Source organism: Photobacterium marinum (genome assembly GCF_000331515.1).
Classification (GTDB): Bacteria; Pseudomonadota; Gammaproteobacteria; order Enterobacterales; family Vibrionaceae; genus Photobacterium; species Photobacterium marinum.
In genome coordinates, this window is sequence record NZ_AMZO01000023.1 from 107397 (window position 1) to 127131 (window position 19735).

Annotated in this window: 17 protein-coding genes and 2 tRNA genes; 9 read left to right on the plus strand and 10 right to left on the minus strand. The window is 48.0% G+C overall.

The features are described 5' to 3' along the window. Positions 1 to 106: 106 nt before the first annotated feature. The 4 genes from arcC to C942_RS25140 form a co-directional block, all read right to left on the minus strand. On the minus strand, positions 107 to 1018 hold the full coding sequence (gene arcC / locus C942_RS16350) for a carbamate kinase (protein WP_007467701.1): 912 nt from the start codon (positions 1016 to 1018) through the stop codon (positions 107 to 109). 86 nt (positions 1019 to 1104) lie between these two features. Continuing rightward, positions 1105 to 2325, minus strand: coding sequence for an arginine deiminase (arcA, locus tag C942_RS16355; RefSeq protein ID WP_007467703.1), 1221 nt, complete (start codon positions 2323 to 2325; stop codon positions 1105 to 1107). A gap of 1102 nt (positions 2326 to 3427) precedes the next feature. Beyond that, positions 3428 to 4873, minus strand: a complete 1446-nt coding sequence (locus C942_RS16365) for a YfcC family protein (protein WP_007467705.1) — start codon at positions 4871 to 4873, stop codon at positions 3428 to 3430. A 209-nt stretch (positions 4874 to 5082) separates the two neighbouring features. After that, positions 5083 to 5277 carry a hypothetical protein gene (locus C942_RS25140; RefSeq protein WP_157372639.1) on the minus strand — a complete coding sequence of 65 codons (195 nt, stop codon included), beginning with the start codon at positions 5275 to 5277 and terminating at the stop codon, positions 5083 to 5085. Positions 5278 to 5793: 516 nt separating this feature from the next. Between C942_RS25140 and rraB the strand changes: the two genes are divergently transcribed. Further along, positions 5794 to 6192, plus strand: a complete 399-nt coding sequence (rraB, locus tag C942_RS16375) for a ribonuclease E inhibitor RraB (protein WP_007467709.1) — start codon at positions 5794 to 5796, stop codon at positions 6190 to 6192. Positions 6193 to 6290: 98 nt separating this feature from the next. Here rraB and C942_RS24720 read toward each other — a convergent pair whose 3' ends face one another. The 4 genes from C942_RS24720 to pepA all read right to left on the minus strand — a co-directional run bounded on the left by C942_RS24720 (position 6291) and on the right by pepA (position 12271). Next, entirely contained in the window at positions 6291 to 7196 is a 906-nt protein-coding gene (locus C942_RS24720; protein ID WP_007467710.1) for a bifunctional helix-turn-helix transcriptional regulator/GNAT family N-acetyltransferase, read from the minus strand. A 169-nt stretch (positions 7197 to 7365) separates the two neighbouring features. After that, positions 7366 to 10224 carry a valine--tRNA ligase gene (locus C942_RS16385; protein ID WP_007467712.1) on the minus strand — a complete coding sequence of 953 codons (2859 nt, stop codon included), beginning with the start codon at positions 10222 to 10224 and terminating at the stop codon, positions 7366 to 7368. A gap of 27 nt (positions 10225 to 10251) precedes the next feature. After that, entirely contained in the window at positions 10252 to 10704 is a 453-nt protein-coding gene (locus tag C942_RS16390; RefSeq protein WP_007467714.1) for a DNA polymerase III subunit chi, read from the minus strand. Positions 10705 to 10762: 58 nt separating this feature from the next. Beyond that, entirely contained in the window at positions 10763 to 12271 is a 1509-nt protein-coding gene (gene pepA, locus C942_RS16395; RefSeq protein ID WP_007467717.1) for a leucyl aminopeptidase, read from the minus strand. 194 nt (positions 12272 to 12465) lie between these two features. Between pepA and lptF the strand changes: the two genes are divergently transcribed. After that, positions 12466 to 13566, plus strand: a complete 1101-nt coding sequence (gene lptF / locus C942_RS16400; RefSeq protein WP_036800606.1) for an LPS export ABC transporter permease LptF — start codon at positions 12466 to 12468, stop codon at positions 13564 to 13566. Continuing rightward, entirely contained in the window at positions 13567 to 14637 is a 1071-nt protein-coding gene (gene lptG, locus C942_RS16405) for an LPS export ABC transporter permease LptG (RefSeq protein WP_007467721.1), read from the plus strand. It abuts the gene before it with no gap. Between the two features lie 102 nt (positions 14638 to 14739). Here lptG and C942_RS16410 read toward each other — a convergent pair whose 3' ends face one another. Further along, the gene (locus tag C942_RS16410) at positions 14740 to 15234 is read right to left on the minus strand and encodes an RDD family protein (RefSeq protein WP_007467722.1); all 495 of its coding nucleotides are present in this window, start codon (positions 15232 to 15234) and stop codon (positions 14740 to 14742) included. 204 nt (positions 15235 to 15438) lie between these two features. On the opposite strand from C942_RS16410, the gene C942_RS16415 reads away from it, so the two are divergent. From C942_RS16415 to C942_RS16440, 6 genes are all read left to right on the plus strand, one after another. Next, a complete protein-coding gene (locus C942_RS16415) occupies positions 15439 to 15645 on the plus strand; it encodes a hypothetical protein (protein WP_007467724.1) in 207 nt (68 codons plus the stop codon). 2 nt (positions 15646 to 15647) lie between these two features. Then, positions 15648 to 15995 carry a hypothetical protein gene (locus C942_RS16420; RefSeq protein WP_007467726.1) on the plus strand — a complete coding sequence of 116 codons (348 nt, stop codon included), beginning with the start codon at positions 15648 to 15650 and terminating at the stop codon, positions 15993 to 15995. 139 nt (positions 15996 to 16134) lie between these two features. Further along, a tRNA-Leu gene (locus C942_RS16425) sits at positions 16135 to 16219 on the plus strand. Positions 16220 to 16390: 171 nt separating this feature from the next. Continuing rightward, the gene (locus tag C942_RS16430) at positions 16391 to 17524 is read left to right on the plus strand and encodes a Glu/Leu/Phe/Val family dehydrogenase (RefSeq protein WP_036800621.1); all 1134 of its coding nucleotides are present in this window, start codon (positions 16391 to 16393) and stop codon (positions 17522 to 17524) included. A gap of 27 nt (positions 17525 to 17551) precedes the next feature. Then, entirely contained in the window at positions 17552 to 19267 is a 1716-nt protein-coding gene (locus C942_RS16435; RefSeq protein WP_007467730.1) for an AMP-binding protein, read from the plus strand. Between the two features lie 79 nt (positions 19268 to 19346). After that, positions 19347 to 19431: transfer RNA gene (locus C942_RS16440), tRNA-Leu, on the plus strand. 117 nt (positions 19432 to 19548) lie between these two features. On the opposite strand, the gene C942_RS25520 is transcribed toward C942_RS16440, so the two are convergent. Beyond that, positions 19549 to 19735 (minus strand): hypothetical protein (locus C942_RS25520; protein ID WP_232428184.1); only part of this gene is annotated, 187 nt, incomplete at its 5' end.

The window sequence follows — 19735 nt, forward strand, 5'->3', positions numbered from 1 at the left end:
TATCTCTCTGGCCGACGGCAATTCCTGTTTAGATGATGTGGAACTGGGCCGGCCTGTATTGTCTATTGTTTATCGTATTATGATGTTTTTGTGAATAACTATTCTGTTATTCTGCAATAATATTTGTGCCCGCTTCACCTTTCAGGATGTTTAGACCATCTTGAAGGGCACCGATACCTACCAGCTTGCCGCCTTGTTTAACGAACTCGCAAGAAGCATCGATTTTCGGACCCATAGAACCTGCGTCGAAAGTGTATTGAGCCAGTTCTGTTGGTGTTGTGCTGCGCAGCGCTTTCTGAGTTGGTTTACCCCAGTCCAGGTAAACTGCATCTGCGTCAGTCAGGATTAGCAGTGCGTCTGCATTCAGCTGTTTAGCCAGGAATGCTGCTGACATGTCTTTGTCGATTACTGCTTCAACACCGACTAGCTTGCCGTTTTCTTTCTTAACTGGGATACCGCCACCACCAGTACAGATCACCAGGTGCTGCTGGTTGATCAGTGCTGAGATTGCGTCGTCTTCAACGATGCCAGTTGGCAGTGGGCTTGGTACTACGCGACGGAAGTACTGGCCGTCAGGCTTAACAGTCCAGTGGTATTTTTCAGCCATTTCGCGTGCTTCTGCTTCTTCGTAAACAGGACCGATTGGCTTAGTTGGGTCTGCAAATGCTGGGTCGTTTGGATCCACGGTCATTTGCGTAAGCATGCAAGAGATGTGTTGTTCAGGCAGCAGGTTCTTCAGTTCCTGCATCAGCATGTAGCCGATCATGCCTTGGGTTTCTGAACCCAGTACGTCTAGTGGGTATGGACTAACTTTTTTGTATTCCAGACCTTGAAGTGCTAGCAGGCCAACTTGTGGGCCGTTACCGTGAACCAGCACTACGTTATATTCTTTCGCGATATCTGCGATGGTTTTTGCTGCAGTAGCAATGTTCTGGCGCTGAATATCTGCTTCTAGTGGCTCGCCGCGACGTAGAAGTGCGTTACCGCCTAGTGCAACAACAACAGTTTGCTTAGTCATAGGATCGTCTCTCTTGGTGTTTCTGTTGGCCGGTATTCTTAGATACCGGCCATATTATTTTGCGTCTTGCTTAGTTTCCCGGGGGATTAGATGCCGTCACGTTCGATTGGGCAGCTCATGCAGCGTGCGCCACCGCGGCCACGGCCAAGTTCGTCACCTGGGATTGGCAGAACTGTGATACCTGCTTTGTCGTATTTCTCGTTGGTGTATACGTTACGCTCGTAACCAACAACCACACCTGGTTTAACAGTCAATACGTTGTTTGCATCGTTCCACTGTTCACGTTCTGCTTCGAAGCTGTCACCGCCAGTAGTGATAAGGTTCAGCTTATCAACACCAAGAGCTTTCTCGATTGCAGTTACGAAGTAGCCTTCTTCCTTCACGTTTACTGCGCCAGATTCGTCGCCAGTTAGGCTCCAGCACTTAACGTCTTTACGGATAACTTCTGGGTAAACAGAGAAGGTATCTTCACGCATGTGAGTCATTACTGTATCTAGGTGCATGCAAGAGCGGTGCTTAGGAAGTTCCATTGCGATAACTTGTTTAGCTTCACCGTGCTTGAATAGGCTAGATGCTAGCTGCTCAACACCTTGTGGAGTTGTACGCTCAGACATACCGATTAGAACAGAGCCCTTACCGATTACTAGTACGTCGCCGCCTTCGATAGTTGAGTTGTCGTAGATTTTCTCTTCGTCGCCGAAGTACTTAATGAAGTCCTGGCCTGCGAAGGTTGGGTGCCAACGGTAGATAGCACGAACATGGTTTGTTTCACGCTGACGTGCAGGTTTTGCCATTGGGTTGATAGAAACACCGCCGTAAACCCAGCAAGAAGTGTCGCGGGTGAACAGGTGGTTTGGTAGTGGTTCAATGATGAAATCTGTTGGAGCGTGCATGCCCTGCATCATTGAAGAAGACTGGATTGGTAGTTCTGCGTAGCTTAGGCCGCCAAGAAGGATAGAAGCTAGTTCTTGGTTTGGCATGTCAGCTAGGAAGCAGCGTACATCGTTAGCGAATGCTGGACCGAAACGGTGGTCAGACACCTGAGTGTTTAGCAACCATTCTTTTGCTTCTGGCACAGCCAGAGTTTCAGCTAGCATGTCACGAAGAAGGAATACTTCAACACCTTGTTCACGAAGAGTATTTGCAAAGATATCGTGCTCTTCGCCTGCGCGTTCTACAGATAGAACGTCATCAAATAGCAGGTCGTGACAGTTAGAAGGTGTTAGGTGAGTTAGAGCTCGCTCTGGACGATGAAGAAGAACGCGGCGTAGTTGGCCAATTTCAGAACCTACATAGAACTTACTCATGATCGTATCTCTCTATTTGATGCCAGCGTTAATTCGCTGGCTTATTTATTTTTTGCGGAGGTATTAAATTAATTATTAATCCTTCCGCCTCGTTTCTGTAATTCATTCTACTCTTTCGTTAATTGGAGTCTTAGACTTTTGTCACACTTTAATTATTAATATAGCAACGTAAAGTGTCGTTTTTATTAACATAATCCATGCATTTGTAGCTTGTTTTCACGCGTGATTTTTTATGTAGCATTTATGATTTATGCACTGGGTTTTTCTTTGTAACCTTTTGTATTTAAATGTTTTTGTGTTTTTTGTGGGAAGTTTATGCAGTTTTATTTCAAGTGAGAGAGTAGTGAATACACCGATCTTATGCAGTTTATTCGGTTGTCTATTTAAATAAATGCCATTTGTTACGTATCTGGTAACAAATATTTTTCCTTTTAATTTGATGAATATCCGTTTTGTAGTTTTCATACAAAAGAGTTTTAGAGTTTTTATTCTCTTGATAATGGCATTTTTAGGACGGTAATTAGTGTTGTTAAGTTGGTTAATTGGTTTGGTGTTTATTTGTTTGTTGAGTGTGGGGAATGAATTGGGTGCTTTTTATAATTAATTTTAATTTAACTTTGTTGTGGTAAAAATTTAATTTTTAAAAGTTATTTTACTCTCTTCACTAATAATAAACTGAAGTCAGATAGGTGATATTAGGTTGGCGTTTATATTTACTCACTTATTTATTATGAGATAACGCTATGATGAGTTGACGGTATAAGACTTGTTTTAGGTTTTAAGGGAGCGAGTCAAGTTTGTAATAGCATCCGATAGCGCAGGCAAAAAAGTACTTAAGTCGCGAATCATTGTTTGCATGCTGTGTGGTAGCCCGCTTGGGGCAGTAGTTTTAACACTATTATGTTTATCTGCTTTTGTCTTTGAATCGCTCAAAAGAGCAGAACAGGCTTAGGTACGATGATTGGCTTTGGAAATATTCATGATGGCAGGTGAATGGGATATTGGTATTTGACTGGTTTTTCGCACTTGATCGGGGTTAGTTGCAGCGAATAAGAAAAAACCGCCCGAAGGCGGTTTTTCAAGGTAGGTATGTGGTGGGCAATTACAGCATTGCACCAACACTTAGCATAGCCATGATTAGTACAGTCAGGATACCCAGCAGAGGAGCAACCCACTTCACCCAGCGAACATAAGGTACACGGGCAATTGCCAGACCACCCATAACAACCGCTGAGGTTGGAGTCATCAGGTTCACGATACCTGAAGCAGACTGGTAAGCAGTTACAACTAGGTCTCGACCTACGCCAGCAAAGTCAGCCAGTGGTGCCATGATTGGCATAGTCAGTACAGCCAGACCAGAAGATGAAGGCACCAAGAATGACAGCAGGATTTCAAGCCAGTACATTACGTTGATGAACACTACTGAAGACAGGCCAGTTACAGCGTGTTCTGCAGAGTTCAGGATGGTGTCGGTGATCATACCGCGGTCCATCACTACTACGATACCACGCGCGATACCGATGATTAGTGCAACACCCAGAAGGTCACGAGCGCCGTCGATGAAGCTTGAAGTGAACTCTTCTTCGCTCATGCGGGCAATCAGGCCGATGATGATAGTAGAAGCCAGGAACATTGCTGAAATTTCAGCCATCCACCAACCTGCTACAGATACACCGTAAATCATGATACCGAATGATGCTGCGAAGATAGCCAGGATAACTTTACGAGTTGTTGTGAACTCCAGTAGTTCGCCACTCTGGTTGCCCAGGAAGTGCGCTTTGTTTTCTTCGTACTTGTCAAAAACGATAGACTTGCTCTTGTCGGCACGAACCATTTTTGCATAGCGCATTACGTAGCCAACACAGATAACCCAGCCGATAACCAGCATAGCAACACGAAGCATGATACCGTCAGTGAACGGGATACCAGCAGCGTTAGCCGCGATTACAGTTGCAAACGGGTTGATAGTTGAACCCAGAGTACCGATACCAGCACCCAGCAGTACTGTTGCTGCTGCTACAACCGGGTCGAAGCGTGCAGCCATCATTACTGGAACCAGCAGGGTATAGAATGGCAGTGATTCTTCAGCCATACCGTAGATAGTACCGCCAGCAGCAAACAGAGCCATCAGAATTGGGATCATCAACTCTTCTTTGCCTTGCAGGCGAGCAGTTACCCTTTCGATACCTGCATCAATTGCACCGGTTTTAGTTACCAGGCCAAGGAAGCCACCGATCACCAGAATGAATAGTGAAACGTCAATTGCCGCCGCTTCATAAGAGTTGTGATCATAGAAGCCGTCAATTGGCGCCAGAAGAACATCAACCACGCCCTGTGGGTTGCTTTCTACAGCATGGTAAGTACCTGTTACCGGTACCTCTTTACCTAGGTCTTCGTTCATAACACGTTCGTACTGACCGGCCGGAACAATCCAGGTCAGCATTGCCACAACGGCAATCAGTCCGAACAGAATGGTGTAAGCGGAAGGGAATTTAAAATTGGCAAAGAAGCCGCCTTTTTCTTCTTTGTTAGCTGTTTGCGTCGTCATTGTTGTCTCCTTGCCTCTATGACTGTTGTCAGTTCAAAGGGCTTATTACTGTGAGCCAAATACTTTTATTTGGCATGACGGTGCTCCCTGAACAATGCGTTCAGTGAAATGAAATTCAGCGATATTTGCGTTAGTAATCAGCGATAACTGTTGCTAAGTACGCTTTGGCTTGTCCATGCCCTGAGATGTGCTCAGGCAAGACATAGTCGCTAAAGAGTGTGTGGGTCTGGTGCTCGGCTTAAGCACTCGTTATTACCCGGCCTGTGGCGGTGATACACGGTCAATACATCGCTTTGACTGGTGTCACCGTTGGTACAGGTCTGGTAAATGAGTGCTCCTCTGGGGCGGCGTGCCAGGGTGCGCCTTCGGCGACCAGGCTCTTTGCCGGAATGGAACTTACTCATGATCGTATCTCTCGTAAAAATATAAAAGCTCTGCAGTCTTTGCCGCGAGTCTGTTTTTGTTTTGCAGGTGAATTTTATGCTGAAGGGGACGGTTTGACTTTGGTTTCGTTCACACTTTTGTTGGTCAATTATGCAGCAAAACATTCATTCAATTGAGCATCGAGGGTATTTTTCACAAATTAATGGATGAATATGCTTTTGTCGATAAACCATGCTTACTGGCTTTATGCATAGTTACGGCAAGCCAGATGCCCCAACGCCTTAGATATCGGTGCAAAAGCAAATTGTTGGTTGGTCATCTCTGTTTTGTTATGCGCTTTTTCAGCCAAAAGTCGCAAACGGTTTCATTCAGGCGAGACGCATATTTGGGAATATTATTCAGTTTTATGCGCTGGGCTCTGACGAATAAAATCGACGCATATTTTGATTTGGGTCAATTTTAAATCGGAGCATGGTAATTAGGCCCGATCCGTGCGATATTTGCGGGAAAATTTATTCCACAGGTGGAGTTACCCCATGTCCTATGCAGAACTGATTGAAGAGCAGAAGGAAGAGACCCGCGAAATTATTGCGGCTTTGCTGGAAGACGGCAGCGATCCGGATGCGCTTTATACCATCGAACACCACTTCTCGGCTGATACTTTTGAAGAACTGGAAGGCGCTGCAGTTGAAGCGTTTAAAATGGGCTTTGAAGTACAGGAAGCTGAAGAGCTGGAACTGGCACCGGAAGACGGTGGTGGCAAAATCGTTTGTTTTGATGCTGTGATGGAGTCTGCACTGAATGCTGATCTTATCGACGAGCAGGCTGATAAGCTGATTCAGCTGGCTGAAAAACACAATATCGATTACGACGGTTGGGGCACTTACTTCGAATCTGGTGAAGACGAAGAAGACGAGTTCGAAGACGAAGAATAAGCTTGAGCTTTTAATGCTGCGTCTTAAAAAATTGAAAGCTGGCCGTTGGCCAGCTTTTTTTATGTCCGCAGGTATCTTTTATACCTGATGAGTTAATTTCAGAAGGTTTTCAGCATTCTGACTTCACAGGCATCATGGCCGGTATTGCCCATCGCGTTGGAAATCCTGACAAATCCAAGTGATTCATAAAGCGCAATGGCTTCGGTCAGGTTGGCTGTGGTTTCGAGGTAGCAGCCCTTATAGCCTTGCTCGCGGGCAAAAGTCAGGGCTTTCACTGCCAGTTTTCTTGCCAGACCGTGACCCCGAAGCTCCGGCAGGAAATACATTTTCTGTAACTCACAAATGCTGTCTTCCCCTGCCAGTGGTGCAATTCCGCCGCCGCCCAGGATCCGATTGTTGTGCTCGACTACCCAATAACTGCTGCCGTCACCCTGATACACCTCACTCATACTATCTAGCGTCGGATCCGCGACGCCATAACCTTTATCAGCGGTCAGGCCGTACTCTCCAGAAACACGGCGTACCACAGCAGCAACTGAGGCATTATCAAGCGGAGTTAACGGGCGGATAGTATAGCCCTGCTGATTAGAAGCTGCCCGGATCGCCTTGGTGTAACGCTTGATACTCTGTTCCAGTTGAACGATTTCATCCAGATCCATCTGCTCCAGAAAGGTATCGACCTGGTTATTGAGTTGTTGGTGTAGGGCTTCCAGTTTGTCTTTGCCGTTTTGTGTGAGCTGAAAGAGCTGGCTGCGTTTGTCTTCCGGATTAGGTGTCGAAGCAACCAGTCCCTGATTGAGTAGAACGGCTAAATGGCGGCTGGCATTGGATTTATCAACACGGAGACGTAGAGCCATTTCATTAACCGTAACCGGCGTATCTTCCAGCTCAATTAACGTGTGGGCTTGCACCGGAGTGAGCTCCATGCAGCCACATTGGTTATCCAGCATACCGAGTTGCCTGACAAGCTGACGGGATAGGTGACGAAGTGTTGTTGCATCCATAGTGCGAGATCCTGTTTGCTGAGTTTATTTTGTTGTGGTTTGCAACTAAATTTAATTGCGTATCGCAACCATGTCAAGCGTGGGTATTAACCGCCTCAGGACGGGACAGAGAAATAAAAAAAGCCACCGTTTTCACGGTGGCTTCTTATGACTTAAGACTCAGGCCGAGTTACAGTGCAGCGATTGTTGCTTTCTGCTCTTCCAGCTTAGCCAGAGTTTCTTTGTAGCCTTCAAGCTTCTCACGCTCTTTAGCAACAACGGCTTCAGGTGCTTTCGCAACAAAACCTTCGTTACCTAGTTTGCCTTCGATACGCTTGATTTCACCTTGGGTTTTCTTCACTTCACCTGCAAGGCGAGCAAGCTCTGCGTCTTTGTCGATAAGACCGGCCATTGGGATCATCAGCTCAGACTTGCCAACCAGTGCCGTTGCACATGCTGGTGTCTCTTCGCCGTCAGCCAGTACTTTAATACCTTCCAGTTTCGCCAGAGATGTCAGTACAGTTAGGTTAGCTTCAATGCGGGCTGCATCTGTTGCGTCAGCGGCTTTCAGCATCACGTCAAGTGGCTTGCTTGGTGCGATGTCGTACTCGGCACGCAGGTTACGGATGCTGGTGATGAATGCCTTCACCCACTCAATGTCAGCAACGACGGCTTCATCGAAGTTAGCTTCGTTAAACTGAGGCAGAGCCTGAGTCATGATAGTTTCACCTTCAACACCATCTACCAGAGGTTTCACGCTCTGCCAGATAGATTCTGTGATGTAAGGTAGAACTGGGTGAGCCAGACGTAGCGTCTTCTCAAGCACGGTGATTAGCGTATGGCGAGTTGCACGTTGCTGTGCTTCGGTACCTTTCCACAGAACGGGCTTGGTTAGTTCTAGGTACCAGTCACAGAACTGGTTCCAGATGAACTCGTAAATCGTGCCTGCCGCCATATCTAGGCGGAAGTTTTCGATATGGGCGTTGAAATCTTTCGCCGCCAGCTCGAACTGAGATTCGATCCACTTGTCAGCCAGTGAGAATTCCATCTCACCGCCGTTCATGCCGCAATCTTTTTCTTCTGTATTCATCAGCACGTAACGGCTTGCGTTCCATAGCTTGTTACAGAAGTTACGGTAACCTTCCAGGCGCTTCATGTCCCAGTTGATGTCACGGCCGGTAGATGCCATGGCCGCCAGGGTGAAACGCAGGGCGTCAGTACCGTAAGCTTCGATACCGTTTTCAAAAGTTTTACGAGTTTGCTTCTCGATTTTCGCTGCCAGCTGAGGCTGCATCATGTTGCCACAACGCTTTTCAACTAATTCTTCAAGGCCGATACCGTCGATCATGTCGATTGGATCGATAACGTTACCTTTAGATTTCGACATCTTGTCGCCGTTCTCGTCACGGATAAGACCCGTAACGTAAACAGTTTTGAATGGAACCTGCGGCTTGCCATTTTCATCTTTACAGAAGTGCATGGTCATCATGATCATGCGGGCAACCCAGAAGAAGATGATGTCAAAGCCAGTAACCAGTACATCTGAAGGGTGGAATGTCTTCAGATCTTCTGTCTGCTCAGGCCAGCCTTGAGTACCGAATGTCCATAGTGCAGAAGAGAACCAGGTATCCAGTACGTCGTCATCCTGGCGAAGAACAACTACCGGTGCCAGGTTGTTTTTCTCGCGAACTTCTTCTTCAGTGCGACCTACGTACACATTGCCGTCGTTGTCGTACCATGCAGGGATACGGTGACCCCACCATAGCTGACGAGAGATACACCAGTCCTGGATGTCGCGCATCCAAGAGAAGTACATGTTCTCGTACTGCTTAGGTACGAATTGGATCTCGCCGTCTTCAACTGCTTTGGTTGCGGTTTCTGCAAGAGGTGCAGCTCGTACATACCACTGGTCAGTCAGCATTGGTTCGATAACAACGCCACCACGGTCGCCGTAAGGTACGGTTAGGTCGTGATCTTTGATTTCGTCAAGAAGGCCAAGTTCTTCGAACTCTGCCACGATCGCTTTACGTGCAGCGAAACGCTCCATGCCATGGTATTTAGCCGGTAGCTCTGTGCCGTATACATCGCTTGGTTCACCGTTAGTGGTGAAGACTTCAGCGCTGTCACGGATGTCAGCATTGAAAGTCAGGATGTTGATCATTGGCAGGCTGTGACGCTTACCAACTTCGTAGTCGTTGAAGTCGTGAGCAGGCGTGATCTTCACACAACCTGTACCTTTTTCCATGTCTGCGTGCTCGTCGCCCACGATTGGGATGCGACGATCAACGATAGGTAGAAGGATTTCTTTACCGATCAGATCTTTGTAACGTGGATCTTCAGGGTTTACAGCAACACCGGTATCGCCCAGCATAGTTTCAGGACGGGTTGTTGCAACTACGATGTAGTCTTTGCCTTCTGCGGTTTTAACACCGTCCGCCAGCGGGTAGCGGAAGTGCCACATGTGGCCTTTCTTGTCTTTGTTTTCTACTTCCAGGTCAGAAATTGCAGTGTGCAGTTTCGGATCCCAGTTAACCAGGCGTTTGCCACGGTAGATCAGGTCTTCTTCATACAGGCGAACGAAGACTTCCTGAACGGCATTTGACAGGCCGTCGTCCATCGTGAAGCGCTCACGATCCCAGTCTACTGAGGCACCAAGGCGACGAAGCTGCTTAGTGATAGTGCCGCCGGACTCACCTTTCCATTCCCAGATTTTGTCGATGAAGGCATCACGGCCGTAGTCGTGCTTGGTTTTGCCTTCTTCTGCTGCAATCTTGCGCTCCACAACCATTTGGGTTGCGATACCTGCGTGGTCGGTACCGACTTGCCATAGGGTGTTTTTGCCTTTCATACGCTCACAGCGGATCAGGGTATCCATGATGGTATCCTGGAACGCGTGGCCCATGTGAAGGCTACCAGTGACGTTTGGTGGCGGGATCATGATGCTGTAAGCATCTTTAGTTGTGTCACCGTGAGGCTTGAAGTAACCAGCCTCTTCCCAGCGCTGATACAGCGCTTGCTCAATTGATTGTGGGTTGTATGTCTTTTCCATAGCGCTCTTAGAAGGATCTATGTGGAATTAGGGCGTCTCAGGGGCAGCGGCGGTTTGTAACTGAATGCCGGCAAGGCGATAGGCCTTGTAGCGTTCTCGTGCCTGCTGCTTGAGTTTTTCGTCGCAAGGAACGAAGTCTACCACTTGTGAGAAGGTTACGGCAAAATTTGGTGCCTCATGGCTCAAATTTATCAATACCCCCCGGTGGCCGCTGTGCCTTAAACCCGGCCAGCCCACCTCGACCGGCGCTCCCCCGCGGGGGCCTTCACCGATAAGGTTGTGCGGCACGAAGTTGTCGGGTTCCTGCTGCCAAAGGTATTCATCTATTTGTTCTGCCTGAACTTTGCTCTCAGCCAGTAGGTATACTTTGCTGCCTTGCCTGTAACTCATTGCTGCCTGATGACAGGCAAAATGAAGCAGATAGTCATTATCAGCCTCAATATGCTTCTCATCGATAATATAAAAAGTAGCATGAGTCATCAGTGGGGTCTCTATCTATATGATAAGAGGGCCATCCGGCCCTCTTTAGTGTTTCGTCTTATTCGACGTTCTCTTGGCCGGCTCGGTTCAGCAAAAATTGGACCAGCAGCGGGACAGGACGGCCTGTCGCACTCTTATCCTTGCCGCCGACCCAGGCTGTACCTGCGATGTCCAGGTGCGCCCAGTTGTATTTCTTAGCAAAGCGGGACAAGAAGCAACCAGCAGTAATTGTGCCGGCACCCGGTGTACCCAGGTTCGCAATATCAGCAAACGGGCTGTGAAGCTGTTCCTGATATTCATCTGTCATCGGCAGGCGCCATGCGCGGTCACCGGCTTGTTCTGATGCGTTGACGAGTTCATGTGCCAGCGGATTGTGGTTAGCAATCAGGCCGCTGATGTGGTTACCCAGTGCCATTACGCAGGCACCGGTCAGGGTTGCCACGTCAACAACACATTCCGGCTCGAAACGCTCAACATAAGTCAGAGCATCACAAAGAACCAGACGACCTTCGGCATCAGTGTTAAGCACTTCAACTGTCTGGCCGGACATGGTTGTCAGGATATCACCCGGACGATAAGCACCGCCGCCAGGCATATTCTCACAGCCTGCCAGAACACCGACAACATTAATAGGCAGGTTCAGCTTAGCCAGTGCCTTCATTGCACCGAATACCGTTGCTGCACCGCACATGTCATACTTCATCTCATCCATCTTAGCCGATGGCTTGATAGACAGGCCGCCTGAATCGAATGTCAGGCCCTTACCAACCAGTACAATTGGCTTGGCTTCCGGATCAGGATTACCTTTATATTCCATCACCGACATCATGGCTTCGTTTTTCGAGCCCTGGCCAACGGCAAGGTAAGAGGTCATGCCCAGTTCCTGCATTTCCTGCTCGCCGATGATCTTGGTGGTGATAGTGTCGAAATCGTCAGCCAGGCGGCGGGCCTGAGAAGCCAGGTACGCCGGGTTAGCAACGTTTGGTGGCATATTACCCAGGTCTTTACCTGCTTTAACGCCTGATGCGACAGCCAGACCATGAGTGATCGCGCGCTCACCCAGAGACAGTTCACGGCGAGTCGGTACATTGAAGACCAGCTTGCGCAGCGGGCGACGGGTTTCCGGCTTATTGCTCTTGAACTGATTGAATGTATACAGGCTGTCTTTGGTCGTTTCGACTGCCTGGCGTACTTTCCAGTAAGTGTCGCGGCCTTTAACATGTAGTTCAGTTAGGAAGCAGACGGCTTCCATTGAACCTGTTTCATTCAGGGTGCTGATAGTCTTCCTGATGATTTGCTTATATTGACGTTCGTCCAGTTCACGCTCTTTGCCACAGCCAACCAGAAGAACACGTTCTGATAATACGTTTGGCACATGGTGAAGCAGTAGCATCTGGCCCGGTTTACCTTCTAGGTCACCGCGGCGCAGTAGGGAACTGATATAGCCATCGCTAATCTTGTCGAGTTGTTCGGCAATTGGAGAGAGGCGACGTGGTTCGAAGACGCCGACGACGATACAGGCACTGCGCTGTTTCTCGGGGCTACCACTTTTTACACTGAACTCCATGCGTACTCCTACATCCTATAAAGACAATTAAAGCTAAATGTTGGATAATACCGCACTTACTTGCTGGACCGCTGTTTCGGTATAGGATTTAAAGTGCAGGTTAACAATTAGCCGAAAGATTAAAAAATAACTGATTAACCGAAAAATTATAGTGATTCCAGCAAAAAAACAAGTTTTCTATGGGTATTTAAAGCGTGATTATTGTTCGGTATTTGACGCGTGAGACATTAAAGAGCCAATTCGCGGTACTTTTTGTGCTTTTTCTTGTCTTTATCAGCCAGAAGTTCATTCGTATTCTGGCCTCAGCTACTGAAGGTTCGATCCCAAGTGATCTGATCCTGACCTTGATGGGGCTGTACCTGCCGTCAATGGCATTATTGATGTTGCCTCTGAGTCTATACATCGGGATTTTGTTAACTTTCGGGCGTTTGTACGCTGAAAGTGAAATCACTGTGATGAATGCGACTGGTATCGGTAATAAGTTCTTGATTCAGGCTGCATTGTGGCTGGCGGTGATCACAGGTTCATTCGCGGCTTTTAACTCTCTATGGTTAGCCCCGTGGAGTGTGGAGCAGGAAACCCGGGTCATGGAACAAGTTGAGGCAGACTCTGGCCTCGAGTTGCTGGTTAAAGGTCAGTTCCAGGCAGCGCCGGACGGTAAAGGTGTCGTATTTGTTAATGACATTACTGAAAGTGGTACCCGTTTACATAAGGTGTTTGTTGCTCAGGTGACAGCTAGGGATGCCCTGCGTCCTAGTGTGATGGTGTCAGATCGTGGTTATGTTAGTGAACTTGAAGATGGTCGCCAGATCCTTGATTTGAAGAGCGGTACCCGTTATGAAGGGATCCCGACCCGCTTGGATTATTCTATTACCGAGTTTGAAGATTATCAGGCCTTGATTGGCCAGCGGGCTGTACGTGAGAAGAGCCTCGACTGGGATGCCCTGTCGACACTGGAGTTGATGAAGCGTCCGGAAGCTGCAGCCAAGGCTGAATTCCAGTGGCGAGTGTCATTGTTCCTGTGTATTCCTTTGCTGACTATGGTCGTAGTGCCGCTATCGGCAGTAAATCCGCGTCAGGGACGTTTTGCGAAACTGTTTCCGGCGATTTTGATTTACTTAGCCTATTTCCTGTCTATCAGTGCAGGCAAATCGGCGATTGAAGATGGCAATTTGCATCCTTCTATTGGTTTGTGGTCGATTAACCTGATGGTGTTCCTGGTGGCTGTTGGTTTGAATTCCTGGGATTCTATGCCGGTAAGGCAATTAAGAGAGAAATTACGGAGACGCGGCTAAATGTTTAAGATTCTGGATTTGTACATTGGCCGAACGATTATTGCGACTACAACGCTGACGTTGTCTACCCTTGTCGGGTTGTCGGCAATCATAAAATATGTTGAGCAGCTGCGTAAGGTCGGCGAAGGGACATACGATTTGTGGAAGGCGCTGGCATTTGTTTTGCTAAGTATGCCCCGTGATATTGAAATGTTTTTCCCGATGGCGGTATTGCTTGGGGCTTTGATTGGCCTGGGAACGCTGGCCTCCAGTTCGGAGTTGGTGGTCATGCAGGCGGCTGGCTTTTCCAAGCTGGATATCGGCTTGTCCGTTCTGAAGACGGCTGTTCCGTTGATGCTGGTGGTGATGGTGCTTGGCCAGTGGGGCGCGCCGGAAGCCCAGAAAGCTGCGCGTGAACTGCGTGCTTTATGGACATCTGGCGGTAATATGCTGTCAGTTCAGCGTGGGGTCTGGGCAAAAGACGGTAATGATTTTATCTATATAGGTCGGGTGCATGAGCAAACTCATCTTGATGCGGTCAATGTATGGCAGTTTGATGAGCAAGACAAGTTGACTCATACCTTGTTTGCCAGTTCTGCGGAGTATAGTGAGCAGGATGGCTGGTTGCTTGAAGGTGTGACTATCACGGCAATATCTGATGTAAAACAGACTAATACTGAATATGGCACCTTGCCGTGGAAGACAACTTTGACGCCCGATAAGCTGGCAGTGGTAACGGTGAAACCGGAAGAGCTGGCACTGTCAGGTGTTTATGATTACGTGACTTACCTGAAAGAGTCGAAACAGGATGCGTCCCGTTATGAGCTCGCATTCTGGCGTAAAGCTCTGCAACCGGTGTCGATTGCCGTAATGATGCTGCTCGCATTGTCGTTTGTATTTGGTCCGCTTCGATCGGTCACAATGGGGGCTCGGGTGCTGTCCGGGGTGATTTTCGGTTTTGCCTTTTATATTTCAAACGAAGTATTCGGGCCGATGAGCATTGTTTATCGTCTTCACCCTATCGTTGGTGCTCTGGGGCCGAGTTTGGTATTCCTGTTCATCACGATTTACCTGCTCAGACGTAAGTTGTAAAACATACTTTAAAAAAAGAAGGAGCCATTGGGCTCCTTCTTTTTTATGTCTGATTTTTAGGCTGGACTTGTTATCTGGGCAAGGCCTGCAATTAGTTTGGAATCAGTTTACTTTCGGCAGGACGATCATTTCACATTCTGCCATCAGATCCTGAAAAGATTGTTTTTCTTTACTGAACGGCGCAATCAGGTTGCCTAGTCCGAATGCGGATGAACCCATGCGGATCAGTGCTTGGGTCAGGCGGATATTCGAGCCGTCTTTGTTTTGCAGTCTTAGTTTCCATGCCCGCATTCCCAGGGTCTGGCCTCCTTTACACCAAAAATAGGCAAAGAAGCCAACGATCACTAGGGCAAGGTAGCCAGTGTACAGCATACCTACAACCGGATGCTGCGTCATATAGGCGCTGAGATCCTGGTAGTTGCCAAGATCAAGAAGTCCGGTATAGAGCATTAATGCGGCAACAGCCATTGCCACGCCACCGGCCAGCATTAGAACCGCAGCAATGACCAGTGAATCATAGAGCCAGGCTCCCAGGCGACGGAAAAGTCCCGGATATTGTTTAGCTGGTTTAACGTCCTGTTGTTTTCTCTTCTTCATTTTCAGCACCTGGTAAAATTTATAGAGCGAGCAGCATCGGTGCAGTGTAGCAACTTCATAAATTAAGGTGAATGGCGACTCTGTCGGAAATGAGACAGATAAAAGCCGAGAATTCAGTCCGGTGCGGCTATGCTTTATTGTCAGAAGCCTGAATCGGTATCTGTTCAGGAATCTGTTTTGTTGTCTGTGATGAGGAGATGAACCATGGCGGAAGAAAACAAGAACACCACCAATTGGCCTGATCTGGCTGGTGCGCTATATGACAAGCTGACTGAACGTCATGCTGAGCTGACGTATGACTTTAATAATGTCGAAGTCAGTGTGCCGAGCGGTGCTGGCGATAAGCCGGAGCACTCAATATGGAAGTTCAATGGTAGCATCAGCATCCGCGGACGTAATCTGGAAGACTGAGAATGGAGTTGCTGTTGTCGGGTGATATGGATATTGAGGTGGATGGGGAGTCAGTTCAGCTGTCAGCCTGTGGTAATGAGATCACGTTAACCCTGACGCAAATTTCCACTCTGGCTTTGGCTGCCCGTTCTATTGCCCGGATGCCACGTTTTATCGATCATCAGGCATCCTTGTCTTTGCTGACGACACTTTGTCCTGTGATACGTATTAATGTCGGGACGGATACTGTGTTAGAGATCCGGCGCAGGAAAGGGATATTTTCCCGAGTGTGGATCCATCACTATTCATTACAGCAAAAATGGATGTGGCTGAAAAACAGCTTTCGGCTGCTACGGCGCTATTACCGATGATTTTTTACTGCATTATGAGCAATATAGACGTCTGTTCGGCTATTGCTGGCTAAATATAAGCCAAACAAACAGAAATACTGCTGAGTTAACGTATAAAGGCTTGCGCCCTTCATCGGTATACGTATAATGAGCCGCATCTGCCCGAGTGGTGAAATTGGTATACACGACGGATTCAAAATCCGTTTCCTTCGGGAGTGACGGTTCAAGTCCGTCCTCGGGCACCAGATTAAAGACAAAGCCTCAACTTCGGTTGGGGCTTTGTTGTACCTGAAACCCAGTTTTTCAGAATCCCTCATTATACTTTCCTTGTTCAAGCCATTCCTAATATTGCACCTCCGTTTTATGCTTTTGTAGCTACCTTATAAGTACAGCAAATGTCACTGGCGGGAATGGATATGGACATAAGTTTCAAATATGCAGATGAGTTCGGGCCGTTTAAGGTGATTCAGCTGTATGAGCCTTCTCTTTCTCTCAAGGCCGTTTTGGTTGTTGATAATGTGGCTATGGGGCCTTCAATCGGAGGAATTCGGATGGCTCCGGATGTCACGATTGACGAATGTTTCCGGCTGGCACGGGCGATGACCTTCAAAAATGCGGCTGCCGGACTGCCTCACGGTGGCGGAAAGGCGGTGATTTGTGCTGATCCAAAAATGCCGAAAGCGGAAAAGCAGGCAGTTGTTCGGGCGTTCTGTCAGGGGCTGCGCAATGAAGAAAGTTATATATTTGCCCCTGACATGGGCATGGATGAAGAGTGTATGGCCTGGATCCGGGATGAAGTCGGGCGAGTTGTCGGTCTGCCTCGCGAGCTGGGAGGCATTCCGCTTGATGAGTTAGGAGCAACTGGCTGGGGGCTGAGCCATGCTGTTGATGTGGTTGCTGAACAATATGGTTTCCCAGTCAAAGGGGCCCGGTTTGTAGTGCAGGGTTTTGGTGCGGTCGGTAAGCATGCCAGTCGTTTTTTAATAGATAAAGGGGCTGTTTTGGTCGGTGTGGCAGATTCCCGAGGAGCTATTCGCGATGATAATGGTTTGGATGTTGATGCTCTGATTGAACTTAAGGCGCAGGGGAAATCAGTGACTGAATACCCTGATGCAAAAGTAATTTCGGCGGATGATCTGATTGAGCTCGAATGTGACCTTTGGATCCCGGCAGCCCGTCCGGATGTAATTAATGAAGGTAATGTTCAGCGCCTCAATGCCAGAGCTGTGATTCAGGGCGCGAATATTCCCTGCACCAAAGAAGCCGAAGCTTATCTTCATCAGCAGGGAATCTTGTGTTTACCTGACTTTATCGCCAATGCCGGTGGGGTTATTTGTGCATCAATGGAGTATCACGGTGCGACTCAGTCTGCGGCTTTTGATGCTATCGGTGAGAAGGTTCGGCGAAATACTGAAGAGGTGCTCAACCGGATAAAAACACAATCAATTTCACCCCGAGAAGCAGCGATAGCGTTGGCCAAAGAGCGGTTGCAAAAGGCGATGGTTTTCCGGCGTTATTCGTTGTTTTCAACTGCGCCGCACTTCCTCTGAGTTCATGTTAAAAGTGGGGGAACTTGTATGGCTAGGGCAGTAAAAAGCTATTTTCACCGAGGGGGGACGGAACCGTTGCTTGGGAAAACTATTCCTGAGCATTTTGCCGATATCGTCAGGCGTTACCCTGAACAGGAAGCTGTGGTCGCTATTGCTCAAAACCGAAGGCTGACCTACAGAATATTAGATAAAGAAGTAAAAAAACTGGCGAAAGGGTTGCTGGGATTCGGGTTTAAGAAAGGAGAGCGGATAGGCGTTTGGGCAACGGATAACCTGGAGTGGCTGTTGTTGCAAATCGCCACAGCTCGTATTGGTGTCGTGTTGGTCAACATCAATCCGGCTTATCGTCAGCTGGAGCTAGCATACGCACTGCAATGTTCTGAAGTGCAGGGACTGTTTGTGATCCCGTCTTTTCGTGATAGTGATTATATTACGATGCTTACCTCACTGTTGCCTGAGTTGCAATCCGGTGAGCCACTCTCCCCGCTAAATAATCAGGCGTTGCCTTTTTTACGAGCTGTGGTGGTGTACGATCCGGATGAACCGGAAAAAACAGCCAGGCCGGCCCCCGGTTTTACGCTTTGGACTGAGATAATTAAGGCCGGTGAAACGTTATCTGATCAGGCGCTTGAAGCGGTGACGACCAGTCTCGATTGTGACGAGCCTATTAATATTCAATATACTTCTGGCACTACCGGGTTCCCGAAAGCCGTGGTGTTGACCCATCACAACATTCTCAATAATGCTTATTTTTCTGCTAAGGCGATGCATTTTACCGAGCAGGACAGGCTGTGTGTTCCCGTACCGTTTTATCACTGCTTTGGTATGGTGCTGGCAAATTTGCTGTGTTTTTCTGTCGGTGCTTGCATCGTGATCCCGGCGGAACATTTTGACCCGAAAGCGGTACTTAAAGCTATTGATAGTGAAAAATGCACCGCAGTTCATGGGGTGCCGACCATGTTTATTGCCGAGCTGGAACACCCTGACTTTGCCGACTACGACATGAGTTCCCTGCGCACAGGCATTATGGCTGGCGCGCCCTGTCCGTCGCCGCTGATGATGCGGGTGATGAAAGATATGCATTGTCGGGAAATCCTGATCGGTTATGGGGAAACAGAGGCCTCACCGTTGACACACTTAACCTCCCGAGATGACAGCCTGGAGCGGCGAACCGAAACAGTCGGAAAAAACCTGCCGCACCAGGAAGTTAAAATTGTTGATCTCAAAACCGGGGCTACGGTGCCGTTAGGTGTGGTCGGTGAGGTGTGCTTTCGCGGTTACCATATAATGCAGGAGTATTATGGCAATGAGCTGGGAACCCGGGATGCAATTGATGAGTACGGTTGGTTGCACTCGGGCGATCTGGGTACCATGGACGCAGATGGGTATGTGAAGATCACCGGGCGGATAAAGGAGATGATCATTCGTGGCGGGGAAAATATCTACCCACGTGAAATTGAAGAGTTCCTGTTTGCTCACCCCAAAATTCAGCAGGTAGCTGTGTTCGGAGTTCCTGATGAGTATTACGGTGAACAGGTCGCGGCCTGGATCCAGCTTCATTCCGGAGAAGCAATGACAGACAGTGAGCTTCGTGCTTATTGCCAAGGGCAGTTAACTCATTTCAAAATTCCGGCTTATATTCGTTTTGTCGACAGTTTTCCTATGACAGTGACTGGAAAACTGCAGAAATTCAGAATGCGTGAGCAGGAAGTGGAAAAGCTCAGTCAGCAGAAAGCAAAATGAGATGATGATTGAGCTGAGCAGAAATGGTTAGATAAAGTTGTTGTATATCAATCTTATATTCGTATAATACTCAGCACCTGCCCGAGTGGTGAAATTGGTAGACACGACGGATTCAAAATCCGTTTCCTTCGGGAGTGGCGGTTCAAGTCCGCCCTCGGGCACCATATTCCATAGCAAAGCCTCAACTTCGGTTGGGGCTTTGTTGTATCTGGAAATTGCCAATCTGCTTTCTTATATGGATTAGATACATAATGAAGCGGTTAACCAAGAGAATCTCACATTTACTGCCTCTTGTTTGAGCGTATTTGTGGCTTTTGGTTGGTTTTTGTTCGGTTGGTTCGTTTGGCTGAGATTTTTTTTAAATAGCCCTTGCTAAGCTGATCTAAGTCTCTATAATGCCGCATCACCGACACGGAGCACGGCAACTTAAGCCAGCATTCTTCGGTATTGTTCTTTAACAATTTGACC